This window comes from Spirosoma sp. SC4-14, from assembly GCF_037201965.1.
In the GTDB taxonomy this organism is placed as follows: domain Bacteria; phylum Bacteroidota; class Bacteroidia; order Cytophagales; family Spirosomataceae; genus Spirosoma.
This window is the reverse complement of the sequence record NZ_CP147518.1, coordinates 4,635,698-4,655,045: the sequence shown is the minus strand read 5'-3', so window position 1 is coordinate 4,655,045 and position 19,348 is coordinate 4,635,698. Positions and strand designations below refer to the sequence as shown.

Annotated in this window: 18 protein-coding genes; 2 read left to right on the top strand and 16 right to left on the bottom strand. The window is 39.1% G+C overall.

Translation table 11 applies throughout. The features are described from left to right. Positions 1–20: 20 nt before the first annotated feature. On the top strand, positions 21–575 hold the full coding sequence (locus tag WBJ53_RS18955) for an RNA polymerase sigma factor (protein ID WP_338868987.1): 555 nt from the start codon (positions 21–23) through the stop codon (positions 573–575). A gap of 78 nt (positions 576–653) precedes the next feature. Here the strand turns inward: WBJ53_RS18955 and WBJ53_RS18950 are convergent, their stop codons facing one another. After that, complete coding sequence (locus WBJ53_RS18950) at positions 654–1,145, bottom strand: hypothetical protein (protein WP_338868985.1); 492 nt, start codon at positions 1,143–1,145, stop codon at positions 654–656. Positions 1,146–1,873: 728 nt separating this feature from the next. Between WBJ53_RS18950 and WBJ53_RS18945 the strand changes: the two genes are divergently transcribed. Beyond that, positions 1,874–2,677, top strand: coding sequence for a WecB/TagA/CpsF family glycosyltransferase (locus WBJ53_RS18945; RefSeq protein WP_338868983.1), 804 nt, complete (start codon positions 1,874–1,876; stop codon positions 2,675–2,677). Between the two features lie 32 nt (positions 2,678–2,709). Here WBJ53_RS18945 and WBJ53_RS18940 read toward each other — a convergent pair whose 3' ends face one another. From WBJ53_RS18940 to WBJ53_RS18870, 15 genes are all read right to left on the bottom strand, one after another. Further along, positions 2,710–3,897 carry a glycosyltransferase gene (locus WBJ53_RS18940; RefSeq protein WP_338868981.1) on the bottom strand — a complete coding sequence of 396 codons (1,188 nt, stop codon included), beginning with the start codon at positions 3,895–3,897 and terminating at the stop codon, positions 2,710–2,712. A gap of 11 nt (positions 3,898–3,908) precedes the next feature. Next, the gene (locus WBJ53_RS18935; protein ID WP_338868979.1) at positions 3,909–5,042 is read right to left on the bottom strand and encodes a glycosyltransferase family 4 protein; all 1,134 of its coding nucleotides are present in this window, start codon (positions 5,040–5,042) and stop codon (positions 3,909–3,911) included. Next, a complete protein-coding gene (locus WBJ53_RS18930; RefSeq protein ID WP_338868978.1) occupies positions 5,021–6,145 on the bottom strand; it encodes a glycosyltransferase in 1,125 nt (374 codons plus the stop codon). The genes WBJ53_RS18935 and WBJ53_RS18930 overlap by 22 nt, the downstream gene beginning before the upstream one ends. A 33-nt stretch (positions 6,146–6,178) precedes the next feature. Further along, complete coding sequence (locus WBJ53_RS18925) at positions 6,179–7,276, bottom strand: glycosyltransferase family 4 protein (protein WP_338868976.1); 1,098 nt, start codon at positions 7,274–7,276, stop codon at positions 6,179–6,181. A 2-nt stretch (positions 7,277–7,278) separates the two neighbouring features. Continuing rightward, complete coding sequence (locus tag WBJ53_RS18920) at positions 7,279–7,833, bottom strand: hypothetical protein (protein ID WP_338868974.1); 555 nt, start codon at positions 7,831–7,833, stop codon at positions 7,279–7,281. 6 nt (positions 7,834–7,839) lie between these two features. Next, positions 7,840–8,625 (bottom strand): glycosyltransferase family 2 protein, encoded by a 786-nt coding sequence (locus tag WBJ53_RS18915; protein ID WP_338868973.1) that lies wholly within the window; start codon positions 8,623–8,625, stop codon positions 7,840–7,842. Next, on the bottom strand, positions 8,618–9,832 hold the full coding sequence (locus WBJ53_RS18910) for a hypothetical protein (protein WP_338868971.1): 1,215 nt from the start codon (positions 9,830–9,832) through the stop codon (positions 8,618–8,620). The genes WBJ53_RS18915 and WBJ53_RS18910 overlap by 8 nt, the downstream gene beginning before the upstream one ends. A gap of 75 nt (positions 9,833–9,907) precedes the next feature. Next, a complete protein-coding gene (locus WBJ53_RS18905) occupies positions 9,908–11,278 on the bottom strand; it encodes an oligosaccharide flippase family protein (protein ID WP_338868969.1) in 1,371 nt (456 codons plus the stop codon). Between the two features lie 136 nt (positions 11,279–11,414). Next, on the bottom strand, positions 11,415–12,083 hold the full coding sequence (locus tag WBJ53_RS18900) for a sugar transferase (protein WP_338868967.1): 669 nt from the start codon (positions 12,081–12,083) through the stop codon (positions 11,415–11,417). Positions 12,084–12,176: 93 nt separating this feature from the next. Then, positions 12,177–14,507, bottom strand: a complete 2,331-nt coding sequence (locus tag WBJ53_RS18895; protein ID WP_338868965.1) for a polysaccharide biosynthesis tyrosine autokinase — start codon at positions 14,505–14,507, stop codon at positions 12,177–12,179. An 11-nt stretch (positions 14,508–14,518) separates the two neighbouring features. Beyond that, entirely contained in the window at positions 14,519–15,325 is an 807-nt protein-coding gene (locus tag WBJ53_RS18890; protein WP_338868963.1) for a polysaccharide biosynthesis/export family protein, read from the bottom strand. Between the two features lie 16 nt (positions 15,326–15,341). After that, positions 15,342–16,526 (bottom strand): YjbH domain-containing protein, encoded by a 1,185-nt coding sequence (locus WBJ53_RS18885; protein WP_338868961.1) that lies wholly within the window; start codon positions 16,524–16,526, stop codon positions 15,342–15,344. Beyond that, positions 16,519–17,331 (bottom strand): YjbH domain-containing protein, encoded by an 813-nt coding sequence (locus tag WBJ53_RS18880; protein ID WP_338868959.1) that lies wholly within the window; start codon positions 17,329–17,331, stop codon positions 16,519–16,521. The genes WBJ53_RS18885 and WBJ53_RS18880 overlap by 8 nt, the downstream gene beginning before the upstream one ends. Positions 17,332–17,457: 126 nt before the next feature. Further along, positions 17,458–18,186, bottom strand: coding sequence for a hypothetical protein (locus WBJ53_RS18875; RefSeq protein ID WP_338868957.1), 729 nt, complete (start codon positions 18,184–18,186; stop codon positions 17,458–17,460). Positions 18,187–18,226: 40 nt separating this feature from the next. Next, positions 18,227–19,303 (bottom strand): hypothetical protein, encoded by a 1,077-nt coding sequence (locus tag WBJ53_RS18870; protein WP_338868955.1) that lies wholly within the window; start codon positions 19,301–19,303, stop codon positions 18,227–18,229. Positions 19,304–19,348 lie beyond the last annotated feature (45 nt).

Here is a 19,348-nt window from a genome sequence, read left to right as displayed (position 1 = left end):
CATTTCCTCTGTAACCGTATATGAAAAAGGCTGTGCTGGCCGATGAACAAGTGATTGCGCAGTATCAACATACGCATGCGTCTGCTTGTCTGGAAATTCTCTACAAACGCTACGTCGATCGGGTGTACCACTACTGCCTGACGCTGATTCAGGATGAAGAAGATGCGCAGGACTACACACAGGAGATTTTTATCAAAATCCTGACGAAGCTCGACACGTTTCAGAACCGCTCGAAATTTTCGACCTGGCTTTTTTCGATATCGCACCATTACTGCATCGATCAGATCCGGCTCCGAAAGCAGATCCAGCCAGCCGTCGATACCGATACATCGGCCAATCAGTTGCTACTGATCAGCGAACCGATGGACAGCATGGAACAGCAGTTGCAAAGCCTGGCCCTGGCCATGACCTACCTCCCCGCCGACGAAGCCAACCTCCTCCGGCTCAAATACGAACAGGGGCTGTCGATTCAGCAGCTATCGCAGCAGTATTACGTAACCCATAGCGCCATTAAAATGCGCCTGAAGCGCTCCCGCGAGAAACTGCTGGCGTTATATCAACTGGCGGAGAATTGAGAAGCCTTTATTGTCTTGAACAACAGGGGCAGTTTTAAGGCAAAAGCTAAGTCATGTTTAAAGCAGAATAAAATTGAACTACTTTACTGCCTTTACATACACATGCTTACGTATATTTTTAGTATAGGTTATTTTCTCCCCAGTCGGACTGGTAAGACCTGTGCTGCTGGTAGTCACAAAGCGATCGTATTCAATTATATTGCCGACTACTTTTCCAGAGCTACTTTTATCGAGTGATCCGTAGTAGGTTGTGTAACCAACTTTAGTTCTATCTTGTACAGACGCGATAGAAAAGCTCAGATTTTGCTCTGATACCTGGAAATATAGAATCCCCAGGTTCGTGTTTTCATTAAAAAAGTAGTCTCCTTCCTTAGCTTTATAAACTGTCAACGTTCCAGCAATTGGCTGCGACGATACAGCCTCTTCAATAGTATAGGATACTGTTCCAGTGATCTGATAATTACCAGGTGAAATCCCTGGCCTTTCCGTCTGAACAATTTTTTGCTCGCAACTCATCAGCAGACCCGAAGGAATTGCCCAAACTGTGCAAACGAACAGGAGAGTTTTCATTAGATTCTGTGATAGTCAATTAAGTATAATTAAATCCGTCCATAAACTTCTGGATACTAATTAAACTTGCTACTAAATCATCGAATAATCTATATAGTTATTCTTAACACATATTACGGATATTACTGTAAGTAATGTTTAAATTAAAATTAGTAACATTTGCATTTACATAATCCCTGCTTATCAAATTATTCTCTATGAATAAAGGGTGGAGTGTTACCACGTCGCAAAGCTTAAATTCTACCTGGTTTGATTCAATACTTATTAACAGTATCAATGGGAAATGCTTAATTGACGACAGGTAAATGTTACTAAAGTCTGACAAAAAAAAACATAAGACCCGGCAATCAGAGCCGTTCTGAAATAAAAACCATTTTGTTTATTAATATTTTAATAAGTAACAAATATTGTTTGATAAGTAGTGTTTTATGCCTATTTTTGATTAATACTAGATAGATAGTAAATAAAAACAACGATATGTATATGTTTACTTAGCTAGTATTCTTTATTCTATAAATGGCTAATTAATTGTGTAGCCATTATCTCCTGTTTCGATAAATAGCCGAACTACTAACCCCAAGTCATAAAGGCCAGTGGGCATGTAAACGGACGTTAATATACTCTATATATCCTAACGATTACATTAAGCCAATCGTCTTTCTGTCTATTAGGCCGATTGAAGGCTGGCTACGCAATACCTCTATCATATCCATAATTACCATAAATCGATGCTACTCGAAGAACAGCCGATTACAACCAATCAACAGTCAGTAGACAAGCGTATCCGATTAATCAGCCTCGACGTTTCAACAGGATCTTACGAACAGACCCAGGAGTGGATTATCAATGCCGCTCATCGCCATGAGTCCCGAATGGTCTGTTTTGCCAACGTACACATGACGGTTGAAGCCGAACGAGACAAAGCCTTTGCTCAGGTAGTGAATTCGGCCGACCGGGTATGTACGGACGGACTCCCCTTAACCTGGGCCATGCGGCTACTCCACAAACGGCATCAGGATCAGGTAACAGGCCCCGATACCCTCAACAATATGGTGAAACGGGCAGCCGAAGAGCAATTGCCAATATTCTTTTATGGCTCAACGCCTGATGTGCTGGCCAAAGCAGTGGCCGTATGCCGCCAACGTTACCCTAACATCCAGATTGCCGGTACCATTTCTCCACCTTTTCGAAAACTAACACCAGACGAAGAGGCTGACATTGTCGATCAAATCAACCAATCGGGTGCCAGGCTGGTATTTGTGGCCTTAGGATGCCCGAAGCAGGAGCGCTGGATGGCACACATGCGGGGGCGGGTACAGGCCGTCATGTTGGGTATTGGCGGAGCCTTGCCCATTTTAGCTGGTGTAACGACCCGGCCACCAAGATGGATTCAACGAATCGGCATGGAATGGTTTTATCGTTTAGCCCTGGAACCCCGTCGCTTATTCAAGCGCTATGCGGTTACGAATAGCTTATATATTTGGTATGTAGGGAGAAAGTGGGTAACAGGAGTTACTCAACAGCCTGCTTAATGATAAAAAAGAAAACGAAGCAGCCAGAAGCTTTATACAATAGCTTCTGGCTGCTTCGTTTTAGCATGGCTATCAATTACAGCTTGATAAATATCCATCAACATCTCATAATTGGCTTCAGGTGTATAGTTTTTCCGATAGGTATCCAGGGCATTCTTGTAGAAAAGTTGCTTCTTCACATCCGTCAGGGACGACCATTTATCAAGCATTGTAAGCAATGAGTCAGAATCGCCAGGAGTGAAGTGAAAACCATTGTAGCCATCCTGGATCATAGACGCCATAGCACCAAGATTACTAGCAATTACAGGCGTGCCCAATGAAAATGCCTCAATAATAGTCATAGGCATACCTTCATACCAAATAGACGGAAAAATCAGAGCCTGACATTGCTGCATTTCTTGAATAACTTCTTCCTTATTCAGAATCCCCAGATAATGAATAGTTGCATTAGCCTCACTGACCTTTTTTACCTTTTCAACAAGCGGGCCATCACCCGCAATTTTAATAGTATAATGAGAGTTGAGAAAAGTATTTAATAATACTTCTATGCCTTTTTCTTGACTTAAGCGGCCAATAAATAAAAAATGAGGCTTACGCTCTGCTGAATAAGAAATTGGTTGAGTAACAAAATTCGGCTTTACAACAAACTTTTCAGATGGAACACCAAGCGAAGATGAAACAAAAAGATCTTTAGCAAATTCTGATAATACAATATATCGGTCAACAAGATTCCAGGTACCAATACGTTTGTGAAACCAAACAACAAACGCAAGCCAGAAAGTCATAAGATAAGAATTATGAAAAACTTTTTTCTGAATCGCCTTCCAAGGAAAAGAAGAATTAACACTGTCTGTGAAAATTTCACCATTATCCATCAGCGATCCAGATGGGCATAATAGCCTATAATTGTGTATAGTAAGAACTACAGGAATATTCAATGAGCGTGCAGTTCGTATAATAGTTGGACTAGCAGAATAATGAAAGTTATGAATGTGAATTATGTCTGGATGATATTTTTTAATAATTGATGCTAATTTTTTTGAAGAAATAAAATTATAAACACTAAAAATAAATTGAAAAAAACCAATTACTCCAGACTTATTGTTGAAAATAAGAGACTTAGTATTATGAACTTGCTTGAATAAATTAAATTCCTGTTGAAAAACATTGTCTTCTCCTCCTTTAATTTGATAAAAAGTATGAATAAAAAGAATTTTCATATTGAAAATTATTAGCTAACAGTCAAGTTAGAATATATTTTAGAATAATTATTAATCATTGTATCAAATGAAAATTTATCTTTTACATAGTTGAAAGCATGTGCTTTTAGTTTATTCAAGTCATATTTATTGTTAACAAGAGAATCAAATATATCTAAAAGTTCTATTTCATCATCCAGCTTAAAGAATAATGGCCAATCTTGAGGAAGTGTTTCAGTTAGTCCAGGTGCATAAGCTGCAATGACGGGTACCTTAGCAAAAGAGGCTTCGACAGATGTAATAACTAACCCTTCAAATCTTGAAGGCATAATTATAAAATCAAAGTTATGAAACTTGTCAGCAATATTCAATATAGGTTTGTAAATATAAACATTAGTATGTGAATCAAATATTTTCTTTAGTTTTCCCTCATAAGTGCCATGTCCAATAAGATAAAAGTTAAATAAACTATTATATTTTTGATTAATAGATAAAATTCTATCTGCTAACACATCAATTCCTTTTTGATGCTCAAACCTAGCACAGAATGCAATATTAATTTTAGAAGGATCAATTTCAAATGGTAGTGTATCGGTTTTAGGCGTTTTAGAGGAGTTATAAATTATACGTAGATCATTGCATATACTTTGTTTAAAACTTAACCGCATTTCTTTATATGCTTGTAAAGCATTCTCAGATACCCCAACTACAACAGAATCGGCAATATAGGATTCTGTAAATTTTCCCAATTTTGGATGAGTGTCCCACAATTTAGTATTCTGAATTGTTCTAACAATTTTGGGCTTTACTCTAGTCAACAATGATAATAGTCGTAAAGTGTTAGAGAGAACAAAATCGGGTAAGTCCGTATGAGAATGTATTATGTCAGGTTGTTCCTTATTTACAAAATGAAATAAACGAAATGGTGCAAACAGTAAAGCTACTCTTTTAGAAGCATTTACTAAAGTTATTAGCTTTATGTCTTTTGCTTTTAATTCTTCTCTTTTTTTAATAGCATATTCACTACTAGAAGGAAAAAGTTCTATAATAAAAATATCATGCTTGTCCCCTTTCTCTGTTTGGTTGCAAAACTCAGATAACTGGAAAGCAATGTTCTCTGCGCCACCTAAATTAATGGAAGTAATTAATTGAAAAATTTTTGCCATTCTGACTCGAAGTTATTTTCGGATAATTCCATTAACGATTGATGTAAATTAATATCTATATTAGACACAATTCTAACCTGTTCTAAAAATAGATCTAACCTCTCAACCGTCTCAATCTTATCTAGTGGGTCATACGTAATACCAGTATTATGATTAATTAAACTAGATGCGCCCGCATATTTAGAGCAAAATACAGGCAAACCAAAAATTAGGGCTTCATTAACAACAGCTCCAAAAGGTTCGAAAGTACTGGGTAAAAAGAAGGCTGATGCAGTTAAATACCATGCATAAAGCTCTACTGATTCATATCGACCAGGAAGAATAACTTTTTGCTCAAGATTAAATGATCTAATATAATCTTGAATGCACTCGTATTCTTCTCCATCACCAACAATAACAACTGATAAATCGTTATTCTTAATTAATAACTGTTTAATTGTACTTATAAAATTAAAAACCGCTTTTTCTTTAATTAGTCTCCCAACAAATAATAAAACTTTTTTATTATTTAATTCGTATTTATCCTGGTACACTTTAGCCATTACTTCCAATTCATACTTCTTTGCCTTAATTCTATTTTCATCTTGTAATATGGGCGAGGTTATAATTCTAGAAGACGGAAAAGAGAAAGTATTTTGGTAATATTCTGCAACTTCACGAGAGAGAACAATAAGATAATCTAAGTTATTAAGAGAAAACAATCTAGACAATGACCTTATCTTCGATTGTATATTTTTACAAATATCAATGCTATCATCAATAGTTGAAGCTAAAGGTGTTTTTACAAGTTTTAGCTTTCTAAGTAAAATCAAATAAAAAGTTATTATAGAATACTCATAGCTTATTATTAAGTCTGGTTTAAATCTATTAATGGTATTTAATATACCAAAACGAAAAACTCGGCCTTTATATCTAGGGCCAACTAATAAAAAAGAATATTCACAATTTAGTTGAGAAAGTAATTTTTTCTGATCAAACCGGTGGTTCCAAACATTATCGAAAACAAAAACTAAATGAACATTAAATAGCCTTTGTAAATTATTAAATTGATCAATCCTATATGGGGCAAGTGCAGGATGAAATATCAGAACTTTTGGTTTCATGTACAACAAAATATCAAAGAACAGAAAGCATCTTTAATTAACATTAACTAATTTATCATATAATAGGTCATGATTATTTACAAACCCACTTAAAGGGAACGTATTTAACGCTCTGTCATGAGCTTCATATGCCATCTGATTACAAAGCTGCTTGTTTTGTAAAAGCTCAATTATCTTTAAAGACCATTGCTTTTCATCATATGGATCTACTACATAACCTGTAACACCATCTACAACTAATTCTGGCAATGCGCCAGCATTAGATACAATTGATGGACACTTCATGTACATCGCTTCAGTAACTGCAATACCAAATCCTTCAGTATTAGCTGGATGAACATAAATCTTACAATCATTTAGATAGGTAGTTACGTCAGTTGAATAACCTACCAATATTACATTATTTGCCAAATTCAAATCCCCAATTAATGCTTCTAATTCTTTTCTTGAAGGACCATCACCTAATATATATAATTTGCAATCAATCTTATTATCAATTACAACAATTTTCATTGCTTTAATTAAAACAGCTAAATTTTTTCGCGCACAAAGACCTGATATTGATACTAATTTTTGTCTGTAATCAGGTTCTGATATATTTTCAGTTACATGTATGCCAGTATTATATATAATTGTATTTTTCTTATCTTTCAATATTGGATAATCAGTTTCATATAAATTTTTTATATATTTTGATATATGGATCATCTGATCTATTGGTTTCAGGACTTGGCCTAATAGATAGGACCTAGCCTTACTTAAAGGTTCATCAAATCCTACAATAGATCTTACTAAAATAGCTTTAGGGTATAATACTTTTAGGATTGGGGCAAACGTATTTTCAAAATTGAAATAGAAATGAATTACATCAATATTATTTTCTTTCGCAATTTCATATACTTTAAACGCATGCCTGATGAAATTTCTACCATAGAACCCTTCAAAAACTTTAACGTTTGATTCTCCTTTGAACCAAATCTTATTCTTAGGATAATCTTTAATTGCTTCTTTATCATACAAAGCAAAATAAACACTATGATTATGACGAGACTCCTCAATTAATTTTTTCAACTTAACAGTTGTTCCCCCTGCTTTTCCGCAAACCGAAATTACACTCAATATATTTGCCATAGTCAATTCAAAGTTCTATATGACCCGTCTTCTACAATAATATTCTTGCTCATTACATTGGATATATTAGAAACTATGCAACCAGAGTCAACATTAAAAGTTACAGTTGCATTCGCCCCGATTATACAATTATCCTTTATTGCTATAGGTCCTCCTACTAAACATCCTGAACAAAGAATTACATTATTACCAATAACCGGTCTTGTTACTAATTTGCCTTCAAAAATTTTTTTTCGTCTCATACTTCCACCAACAGTGACATTTTGGTCGATTTGACAATTATCACCTATTTCAACATTAGCATCGATAATAATATTATATGGATGGTTAAATACTAAATAATATCCCAATTTAATAGGGAACCCTATTTCTATATGATATTTACTTTTTAATATTCGACGCAATATAAAACTTAGAATATTATTATACTCAGAGCTATAATATATATATATAATAGCCCTACCTTTTATAGAAAAGAGCACATTATATATTATGCCTACCAAGCTTTTATATTTTAATTTATTAGATATAAAGTACGAACTAAGTCTTTTATTCATAACAAATTAACTTTTAATATATGTTACAACATTCCTAAAAAAAGCAATTCTCCTAAATGGTTCCTTAACAAACTGCCATGCTATCCAAAGATTGGATTTACTTAATAGAGGTGCATTATACTTCTTTTTTACTTTAATTAAATCTTTAAAAAATTTAATCTTAGAAGTATAACTTTTACTGTCTTCCCAAAATCTAAAATAAGACAGATCTTGATCTATAGTATAAACTTTATAAAACTTTGCTATTCTAATAAACAAATCTCTATCCATAGTATAATGTAAATCTTCATCAAGATATCCAGTCTTACTAAATATTTCTCTTCTAAAAAAAGTTGAATTCTGCATAACTGCAGACTTAACACCATTTAGTAGCCAATCGTAGGAGAAGGGTTTAGCCTTTATTGTCTTAATATACGCTCCATTTCTATCTATAAAAACTTGGTTTCCTACTAATACAGACTTATCAGGATTTTCTAAGAAAAAGTCATTTATTGTATGCAATGAATTCGGAGAAAGCATATCATCACTATTTATCCATGCAATGACATCACCAGTAGCTCTCTTAAAGCCTTTATTCAATCCGTCAGATTGTCCTCGATCTCTTTCTGATATCCAATTTAAGTGAGGATATTCTCTTAAAATTTCAATAGTATTATCTGTGGAGCCTCCATCTATAATAATATGCTCAAAATTATTATAGTTTTGAGCTAATACAGACTCAATATTGTCTCTTATAAATTCACCCTGATTATAAGATACAGTTACAATGGAAAACTTCAGACTATTATGCATGATATTTCAGATTAGGTAACTTTACAAAATAGAGACAGAACAGGAGAGGATAGTTTAAAAAGCTTTCTCCTTGTAGTAATAATATAAATAGCAATAGAACAAACAATGTTTCTTCTACTTTAAATGTTTTTTTAAAGGCCACAAATAGATTTATTATTAAAAAGAATAATGAACAAAGACCCATAGATGCAGCAAAGTTGCTAAAGCCATTTCCATGACCTAAATTCTTCCCATTAATACTTTCTAAGTACAAGTCAGTATGGTCTGACCATCTAGTCTTAGGATCAATCCCATTTCCAAAAAATGGGTGTTTCTCTATATATTGCAAATCAAAATAAAAAGCCCCCATACGTGTATTTGAGAAAGTATTGCCTTCCCTACCCATGGCATCTTCATATTGAGTAACTAGTTTCTCCCCTATAAAATCAATCTTTGTCAAAAAAACAGAGGTTAAAAGTAATATTACCGGAATAACTACAACAAGTTTTAGTATTCCGTTTTTTGAATTACTTACTATTTTATACATGCATACTAGAAAGAATATAATATAACCAGTAGTACTAAAAGTTGTTATTAAAGCCATTATTATTATTACAAGTTTTAATCTATCTTTTTTCCATACAATCTCTAAATCACTAAGAAATAAAATAGGTACTAATAATATATAACCAGCAAATGCTCCAGGCTCCCAAAAAGGGCCATTATTTCTATACTCAAGTATACTTAAGTCATATGGGTCACTTCTTACACTCCAAATTAATATATTTCTAACATTTGGAATATTAAATACATCAAACGTTAGTCCAATAGTATTTTGCAACGTCCAAAATATCAGACTCGCAGCACTAAAAAAAAATATTACATTAAAATACACATATCTAAACTTAGTACCCAATTTATAATATATAAATGCCCCAGCCAAAAGCATGGCTATCATGCCAAATGGATACTTTAGAGGCAAAGATCCTAAAGTTAAATACTGCCCAAATGATATAATTACAAAGAATAAGATTGAGGGAAGCACTTTCGAGATGTATGAAACTTTCTTTAATAGTATTATATAAACAATACCCATTAAAGCAGTTAAGTAAGTTGTACCAGGAAGTAAATGTATTACTGGGCTTCCACTAAGCAATATTAGCCAAAATACCAAGAAATAGTCATACAATGAAACATTGTCTACTTGCGCTACTTTTTGCTTTATCATATATATAAAATTAAGCCCCTAGTGTTTAATATCTACGTTATTAATATTTCTTTTGATAAACCAGACAATCTGAGCTTATTTATTCCAGATAGAATTAGCTTTATTATTTATTAACTTTTCAATTTGAATCTGGCTTATACAGGCATGTATTAATGATATTAATATATTACCCCATATTACCCCTTCTAACCCTTTCCACTTACATAATAGTATTACCATCGGAATATATATTGCACATAACATCATATAAACTATCAGTTGAAGTTTTATTTTTCCAATTCCATTAATCAAATATATAAATAAATTGAATCGCGTAAAAGCTAATACATAGATGCCCATTGCTAACGATACGGAAAACGGAATATGCACTTTATCTCCAATCCAGTATTTGTATAATGTGTTAGATATAAGGACCATTATTATTATTATTGGTATTGAATATAGCCAAGTTTTGTTTAGCTTTTTTACAGTTTTTTTCATCCAATAAAAATCTTGTTTAGTGTATGCTTCTGTAAATGCTGACCAAAATGGAGTTAAAATTATTATAGAAATCATGTTTAATGTAAAAAAATATTTGTAAGCAATATTATATATAGTTACTTCTGTAGGTCCTAAAAATTGCGCTATTACAATATTTGTTGTTTGGAATATAATAATTACTCCTATTTGGATAAAGAAAAATTTAACCCCAAGTCCCATTATATCTTTTGCATCATGTAATGAAAAGTATTTAATTGATGGCCTTAGTGGTTTATATTTTTCCTTGAAGTAATATATTGTTGCAAAAAATAGGACTACTACTGGAGCTAGACCCAGCACTATCGACACATGAATTAATGAACCTTTACTTACTTGTGTTAAAACAAAAATTGATATTAAGGCAATTAATTGGCCTATCATATCTGATAAGCCAGCTTTTGCAGACTTTTGATCAGCTATTAATATTATATTAATTGTTTTTAAAACTATTTGTAAACAGAAGAATGTAAAAATTAATATAGATAGTTTCGACAATTCGTCTGGATTCTTTTTTTGTACATTCAGTATTGCTCCCCAATCGATAAACTGATTTGTAATAAAAAATAACAACCAAACTACTGAAAATACAGTTATTAATGATATGTATGTTGTACTTATGTATTTTCTAATTTGCTCTATATTTCCCGAGGATTTTGCTTCTGCAAATTTATTGCGTAAACCATGACCAAATCCTATATCAAAAAATGCGAACCACGATATAATTGAGCTAAGTGTAAGCCAAATCCCGTAGTTACTTGGCTCTATATAATTTATTGTTAAAGGGACAAGTAAGAACGTTATTATTATACTTACACCCTTTATTAAAAACGATGCAATAATATTTTTTTTTGCAGCTATACTTCTCGGATGACCTTGATTCAGAAAGTTAACAATTAACCCTTTGGGATTCTTAATATATGATTCCATTTTTTCTTGTTACTATTTTTAAAGTGATATATCTACAATTCTAGAACATAGTTATATCACTTTAAAATCATCAATGACTCAGCTTTATCTACTTAGACTTTCTATGACTTGTGTTTACTTATTACTAAATCAAAAACTACCAAGCATTAATATTCCCTTTGAACATTGCTTTAACAGTTAACCAACAAATCCAAATATCTAACCAAGGTGATTTCTTACGGTTATAAAAGCGATCATATTTTACTCGATGTTGCATTTTAATAGGTACCTCTGTTTCTCCCCGGCAACCTCTTACTTGTGCCAAACCCGTAATACCTGGTTTTACGCGATATCGCTTACGGTAATCAGGCATTGTATTCCAAAATTGTGCACTATGCTGCAACGCATGAGGTCTGGGACCAACAATACTCATATCGCCAACTAATACATTCAGAAATTGCGGCATTTCGTCTAGATTGGTTTTACGTAGAAAGCGCCCAATGGGTGTTACCCGGTTATCACCTTTAGTTGCCTGTTTAAAGGATGCTTCCGGGTTGTGTGTCATGGTCCGAAACTTCAAACAGTTGAATGGCTTACCCCGGTAGCCGGTCCGTTTCTGGATGTATAAAATTGGTCCCGGCGACCCTAGTCGAATCAAGAGCCCTATTATGGGTATCATCCAGGATAACACTGTTATCGTAATTAGCAGAGAAAAGCATATATCAAATATCCGTTTTCCTGCTAATTGATACGTAAGGCTACCGTGCTGGGTCCGGGTTTCTGCATACACATACAGGGCTTTGTAGTGTGAATCTAGACTTAGCATAGGAGTAAACAGGTTTACGTTAAGTGGGTGGTTATAGGTTGACTTTTTATAATTTTGGGGAGCCGACCTTTTCAAATCGGCTCTTTATTGCAATTAGCTCTTACCCAGGCGACGGGTTTTGTCCGAGCCGGTACTTCCATAGTAATCACCGTAGTTGTAACTGTAGTAGTAAGACTCGCCTTCGCCCACTCCATTCAGAATAATGCTTAGTTTCTGGAAACGCTGCTCTTTATAGAGTGTATCGACCATTTTAATGTAGTTTTTTGGCGTATGATCGTGACGGACCAGGAACATGGTAGCATCGGCAAATGGAGCGATCAGTTGCGAGTCGGTTACTAAGCCTACTGGGGGCGAATCGACAAGCACATAATCAAAACGCTCTTTCAGTTCTTTGAAAAGCTCTGCCAGACGCGGAGAACTTAACAACTCAGCCGGGTTCGGTGGGAGTGGCCCGGCCGTTATGATATAATAGTTTTCGTAGCCCAGAATGGGGTGTAGTAGTTCGTCTATGGTAGCTTCGCCAATCAGATAATTGCTAAGGCCTGCATGGTTTTCTATATGCAAACTTTTATGGAGTTTGGGCTTCCGCATATCCATCTCCAGAATTACGGTAGTACGGCCTACTATTGCCAAACTAGCTCCCAGGTTTAGGGAAATAAACGATTTCCCTTCTCCGCTGATGCTGGATGTAAATAGGAGTACCTGGCTTTGGGTTGGATCGCTCCGTAAAAACTGCAGGTTTGTGCGGAGCGCCCGTATCTGCTCGCCTACTACCGATTGCATACGAGGTTTAAATACCAGATTATCACCAGCAATCTGACGGCTATTGACAACTTCACCCAGAATAGGAATTTGGGTGGCTTCTTCCACATCCGACCGGCGCAGAACTCGATTATTAAGTGCATCTTTTGCAGAAATAAACCCAATAGGGATCAATAGCCCTATTACTGCAAATATGCCAAAAATGGTCATTTTAACGGGTTTCACGGGCTTACTTCCGGTACGGGCAGCATCAACAGTACGACTATCCGACACGGTAGACGCAGCCGATAGAGCCGTTTCTTCCCGCTTTTGCAGCAGATACGTGTACAATCCATTTTTTATGGCCTGCTGGCGGCTAATGTTCAGCAGGGCCCGTTCTTTACCCGGAACCGTACGAATCATACCCTCAATACGCTTGTTATTCGCCAGCAATTGGTTTTTATTACTGGTTAGCTGTTGACGTATAGTTGATACGTTTTCGTTGATGCTTGCTTTTATGGTTTTAATCTGGCTATCGAGCGACTGGTAGGTAGGACTATTGGGGGCCATCGTTCTGGAAACTTCTTCTTTTTTAAGCTCCAGTTCAGATACTTTGGTTAACAGGCCGGTTAAGATTGGGTCACTCAGGCCCATGGTAGCTGGGGCTAATCCCTTCTCATCCGACTGTTTTTTAATGTAGCGTTCCACATCTTCCAGGGCCCCTAAGCGAATGTTCACTTCGTTCAACTGGCTGTCATTTTCCTGGACTGTTGTCAGAAACGTTTGCGATTGAGCACTAAGATCCGTAATGCCCTGAGTCGATTTGTAGAGTTCTACTTCCTTCTCAACTGTGGCTAACTCACCCGAAATTAAGCCAAGTCGTTCTTCTATAAAACTAAGCGTATTATTTGCCTGCTTGTTTTTGTCAACGATTGCGTCTTTGTTATACTCACTGATCAATTGATTCAGGATGGCTTCACCTTTATCGGGTACGGTTTCTTCCAGATTCATGACCAGTACCGTCGATTGCTTGGCCGTGGGTTCTACTTTTAGATTCGATAAGTAATCTTCAACAGCCTTGGTATGATCGGAAACAGAAACCAGGACAGGTTCCTGAGTTATATTGATGGGTTTGCGCGTAAAAATGCGAAGCTGACCGAAGGGTGTTTTAATACTCTGGTTAACCGGATAGACCTGACCATTTAGCTTTACTGTTTTATCATCGACAAACGTGATTTCCAGTTCCTGGTTATACAATTCCGAGTTAGGCTTTTCGACCAGTAGACGGATTGGTGATTCATTGTAAATCTCTTTCTTAAAGGTGCTGGTAGGATGGTAATACCGGACATCGAGCCCGAGATTATTGACAACCCGATCCATCAACGTAAATGACTTCAGGATTTCCATCTCGTTCTCCACTACTTTGCTGCTGCTAAAGAGATCGAGCTCTTTCATCAGGCTTTCGCCATCGATGCCTTTCTTCTCGTCTTTAATGAGCAGACTAGCCTGCACTTTATAGACAGGAGGCTGATAGAGCAAATACACATAAGCCGCAGCCAAAGCTACAAGAAGGGCACCTACAAACCAGGGCCAGTTGCGTACATAGCGCATCAAGAGGGCGCGTATGTTTGGCTGAGGTTCAACCTCATAGGCCTGATAGGGTGTATATGGGTTAGTTGTCATATTTTTTTGTGTTAAAAACGACTAACAATAATGGCGATAAAGGATAGAGAACTGACTATAATGGGTAGAAGCTGATAGATACGATCGGCGCTGGCTACCCGGTATTTCCCAGGTTCGACATAAACGATATCATTCGGGCGCAAATAGTAGTAAGGAGACTTAAAAAGATCTCGCTTAGTCAGGTCAACACGGTTAAACGTCCGCTGGCCATTCTCTTCCCGAATGATTAGCACATTGTCCCGGCGACCAAAGATGGTAATATCACCTGCCAAACCTAAAGCTGCCGGTAGCGAAATCTGCTCATTCGGAATCGAAAAGAGAGATGGTTTTGCTACTTCACCGGATACCGAAATCTGGAAATTCAGATTCCGCACATTTACGGTTGGTTCTTTCAGGTAATCGAGCAATTTCTGTTTTATCTGTGCTGAAGCTTGCGTATTGGTCAATCCCTGAACCGTTTGTTTGCCAATTAGCGGAAGTTCAATCTGCCCGTCTTCATTAACCAGATAACCCGGCGTATAGGGTAATGGCGTTGTTGGTGTGTTCATAGTCGGCGATCCTGCCCGCTCTGCCATCGCAATCGCTGCATAGGGATTAAAGAAAGCGGTAGCTTCCGGGCTAAGACTACTCACCTGTACCGATAAAACATCACCCGGTTTTATGGTTGGGATGTACCGTTGAACCAGTGCGAGTGTATCAGTCCCTTGTCCACTTTTCTGATAAAGGGCAAGTTCCTTACTGGAAATACAGCTCGACAGGGATACACATAACCCAATAAACCAAAAACACCCCCTAAGAACTAGTACGCGAACCTTCATAAACTTTATCTATGACTTATCGAAATTGATTCTGTATATAACTGGCATGGTATTGCCGGAGCAATGCATCCAGTTGATAGCCTAATCGGTAGCGGTTACCAATTTTGTAGCCTCGACTATAATTATATTCCCAGCGAAACTCTTCGGTACTCCGTAGCCGAAGCTTTTTTGTCTGGGCTATTTTGCCCGGTGGAATGGGTATCGCAAAGTTGAAGCCACCCGTTCCGCCGTTAACCGTCTTCATGGCGTAGAAACCTACTTCTACATTGCCCATTTGTCGGATTACGTCGAATCGTACGCCCCGATCCTGATACATATACTGCCCGCCAGATACTTTCAGTGTCAGGTCCCGACTTGGAATTCGGTAGGCCACATCGGCCAGCGCCATAAACTGTTGCAGGGGCTCATAGTAAAACCCATTGCTGGGGAAATAATAGAAACCCGTGTAGCTTGTTTCGATACCAAACGACCAGTTTTTTGTCAGATCAGCATGGCGGTATTGTACGTTTACGCCATATTGATCATTATAAAACAAGCCAGCCGACAGGCTCAAAAAGTTAACGCCATCCAGCGCCAGAAACTGGTTCAGGAAGGTCGGTGCTGGTCGCACATTCAGTGCCTGATTGTCCAGATCGTTAATGATCGGGAACAAGACCCCCCAGTTCAGTACCAACCCTCTACTCAGGTAAAGCTGGCTTTGCAACAGCAGGTTTGTTTTGCTTTCGACCGGATGTTCGCGATAACCAAACTGGGCAATAAATTCGGGTTGCAAGCGAAAATCGAGTTTGTACCGGCGACCATCGAACGGGTGCGAAATGGCCCAGTCTTTTCGTTCTGGCTTCGTAAGTGTGTACGTATTGACAGTTGGCGCTACCTGATAGCGGGCGATGGGTACGCCCTGAAAAAGCGGTACAAAGGTATTGATTCCTTTTGCCGAGAGTGGCTCTGCCAGTTCCATCATCCCAATGACCGGATTTCTATATAACCGCTGCTCATAATAAGCCGTATGCTGTACGCTATCGACCGTCAGGTTCTCGAAGTTCAGCAACACATTCCGCTGCTTCGTCTGCCCCCAACACACGCCCCCAACGCACATACTTAGCACACATACACACATCCACCACCCTGCTCTCCCCGCAACACCCCGCCCCTTAGGCCCCAAGCCCCAGGCTCTCCGCGCAATCCCCCCGCCCTTATTCATGCTTCCGTAGCCGTTTAGGTAACTGAAACAGATTTAACGAATAGGAGGTACCGGCCGTAAACTGATCGCCATTGAGTAGCCCGGCCTGAATGGTCCAGTGCTTAAACAAAGTTGTGTAAGCACCAACGTTGAGGTGTTGTGAATCCCACTCAACCATCAGGCCTGCCTTTTTAGCATAACTTAGCTTAATGCCGCCGAAAGGCCCAGCCAGGTAGTAATAGGGTCTATCCCGTTTGTCTTTTAGGGTATACCCCGAAAAAATATCTGAATCCTGATCGTTGCGCACATCTGCCCGATACAGCGAATAAGGGCTCCCCATGCCTACTGATACAGCCGCTTCAATGGACTTTGTCAACGAGATATGCTTTGTTGCAACCAGAGCATTTGTAATCAATGAGTTATCGATGCCAAACGGAGCCGAAAGAATAATTGCCAGAGCTGGTCTTTTTTCCTTCTCCAGAAGAACTACATATTTCAGATCAATTTGACGGTCGCCGATCCCTTTATCCTGAAAACGAATCGGTCCATTTGGATTCAATAGATTCAAATTTATTTCAAACCGGGGAAGCAGAGCCAGATTTACAAAGCTAATACTCTCCGAATTCTTTCTGTTGAATCGAAAAGCATAGTTCTCTGGGTTAAAAGTATACCCAAACGAGAATGTTCCCTCTTTCTGCACTTCGGCCGTTGGGATATACAGTAGCCCCGACTTACCAGAGACATTAACCTGTCCCCAGAGCCTGCCGGGATTCAACATGCCAAGCAGGAGAAGCCCAATCCATAAAACCTTTTTATCGGTCTTCATGTCTACTGTTATTCCTAACGATTAGGTATATACGTAACCTATTGCGGCTAGTCTACTACCTACTGAGTCAATTTTATGCTGGTTTTGTTCGAAGTAGCGGTGAGGCTACTTCGAACAAACTAAACCTTACTTAAACTTTACCTTCAGCGACAGCCCCGCTTCAAGGCCGTTCAGGCTAACTTTCTCCGTCGTTGTGGTCGACTCGGTCGTTACGACCTGGTTGTAGCTGCCCAGGTGATAGCGAACGTCGAGCGCCAGATACAGTTTCTTTACCAGTTGTTTTTCGGCACCCACAAACACCTGGAAGCCGTAGTTGTTACCCGCCTGTGTTTCATCGACCGAACCAGTGTTGTTGACCACCTGCCGGTTGAATTTGTTATTGACGAAATAGCGAGCCAGACTCACGCCCACGTAAGGCGTCAGGAATGCTGCTTTGGGTTTCTCTTCTGACGCATCGGTCGTGGCCGGTGCTGCTTTCTCGAAGGTGTATTTCAGATCGAGGGCCACCGGAACGATCGAGAGTGTAAACTTCTCGGTCCGGTTGATGCCACCAATGCTCAGCGCACTCGATGCCGATTTGCTCCAGTAGCCAACGCGGCCACCTACCGAGAACCCTTTGGTCAGGCCAACTTCAACGGCGGCTGTCGGCATAATGCTTCCGTTCAGTTTCGCGCCCTTACCACTGTTATAGTCGACCAGAAACGAACGATCGTTCCAGTAGTCGAGCGAAGGGCCCCAGTAGCTGGCACCAACGCTAATGCTTTTTAGGTTCACCTGAGCCTGAGCTGCCTTCGGCTGGAGGAAGAGTCCCAACGCCACCATAGCGGCTGAAAGGGACAGGTATCTTTTTTTCATATACTGATTGAAAAAGGTTGTGTCTTAGCGTGAATGGTTATTATTCGGCACCTACACGGCCACCGCCCTGGTTGTGACAGCTTGCAACAGCTTTGTCACGAGCGGTTGTCAGAGTCGCTACAGCGGCAGCGTAGTTTGTGTTGATCTTGGCCAGATCGGTATCGCGGGCGGCAGCAGCAGCAGCCAGTTTTGCACTGGCAACGGAGTCGCAGGCAGTGGTTTCAGCGGCTTCCAGTGTGGTAATGCCAGCGATGGTCTGTGCATAAGACACATAGGCAAACGCTTTCAGCAGGTCGTACAAACTACCCAGGGTTGTTTTAGCGGCTTCCAGGCTGGCCAGCGTGTTGTTCAACGTTTGCTGAGCGGCCGTTTTCATTGGGTCATACTTGGCCGGAATACCAGCTTTACAAGGCGCAGTTTCGGCAGCAATGGCCGCAGCTGCAGTCGAGTAGGTGGTGGTAACGGTAGCAGTCTGAGTGGCTTTCTTGGCATCGAGGGTGGCCAGTGCAGCGTTATAAGCGGCATTGGCGGCTGCTTTACAGGCATCATCGTCGGCCGTAGTAGCATAGGCGGTAGCCGCAGTCGATGAACCGTTGGAAGCGCCCGGTGTGGTAGCACCCAGACGTCCCCCTACTGCTTTGCCGTTTACGGTTGGCAGTGTGAAGGTGGGCAGATAGGCTTTCAGAGCCGGATTGCTGGCAATGGCATCGACCTGTGCTTTCAGATCGGCCGGAAGAGCACCGCCACTAGCCAATGTGCTGAGCACAGAGGGCGTAAACGCAGCCGACAGTTGAGCCGCCTGCGAAGCTGAAACCGCCTTGCTGATGTCGGTACCAGCCTGTTGCACCGAAGCCGGAACTACACCCGAAGCCGCAATGCCAGCCAGGTCGTTGTTCACCGCTGAAGCCAGCGTCGACGAGGTCACTGTGGCGGCCGTTACCGAAACCGATGCCGGAGTCGTTTGGGTGATGTCGGGAATTGTTACGTCGTCAAGCCCTTTGAAGGTGTAGGTAAATGGCGTAACAGCGGCTACGTCTTTCGTCTTACAGTTGTAGAGGACTGTTGCCAGACAAACCCCGTAAAAAAGCAGTCTGATTTTCGGATTTGTAGTTTTCATGTAAGGCTATTGTGTGATAGTGTTCTGAAAAAGTTTAGTCATGGT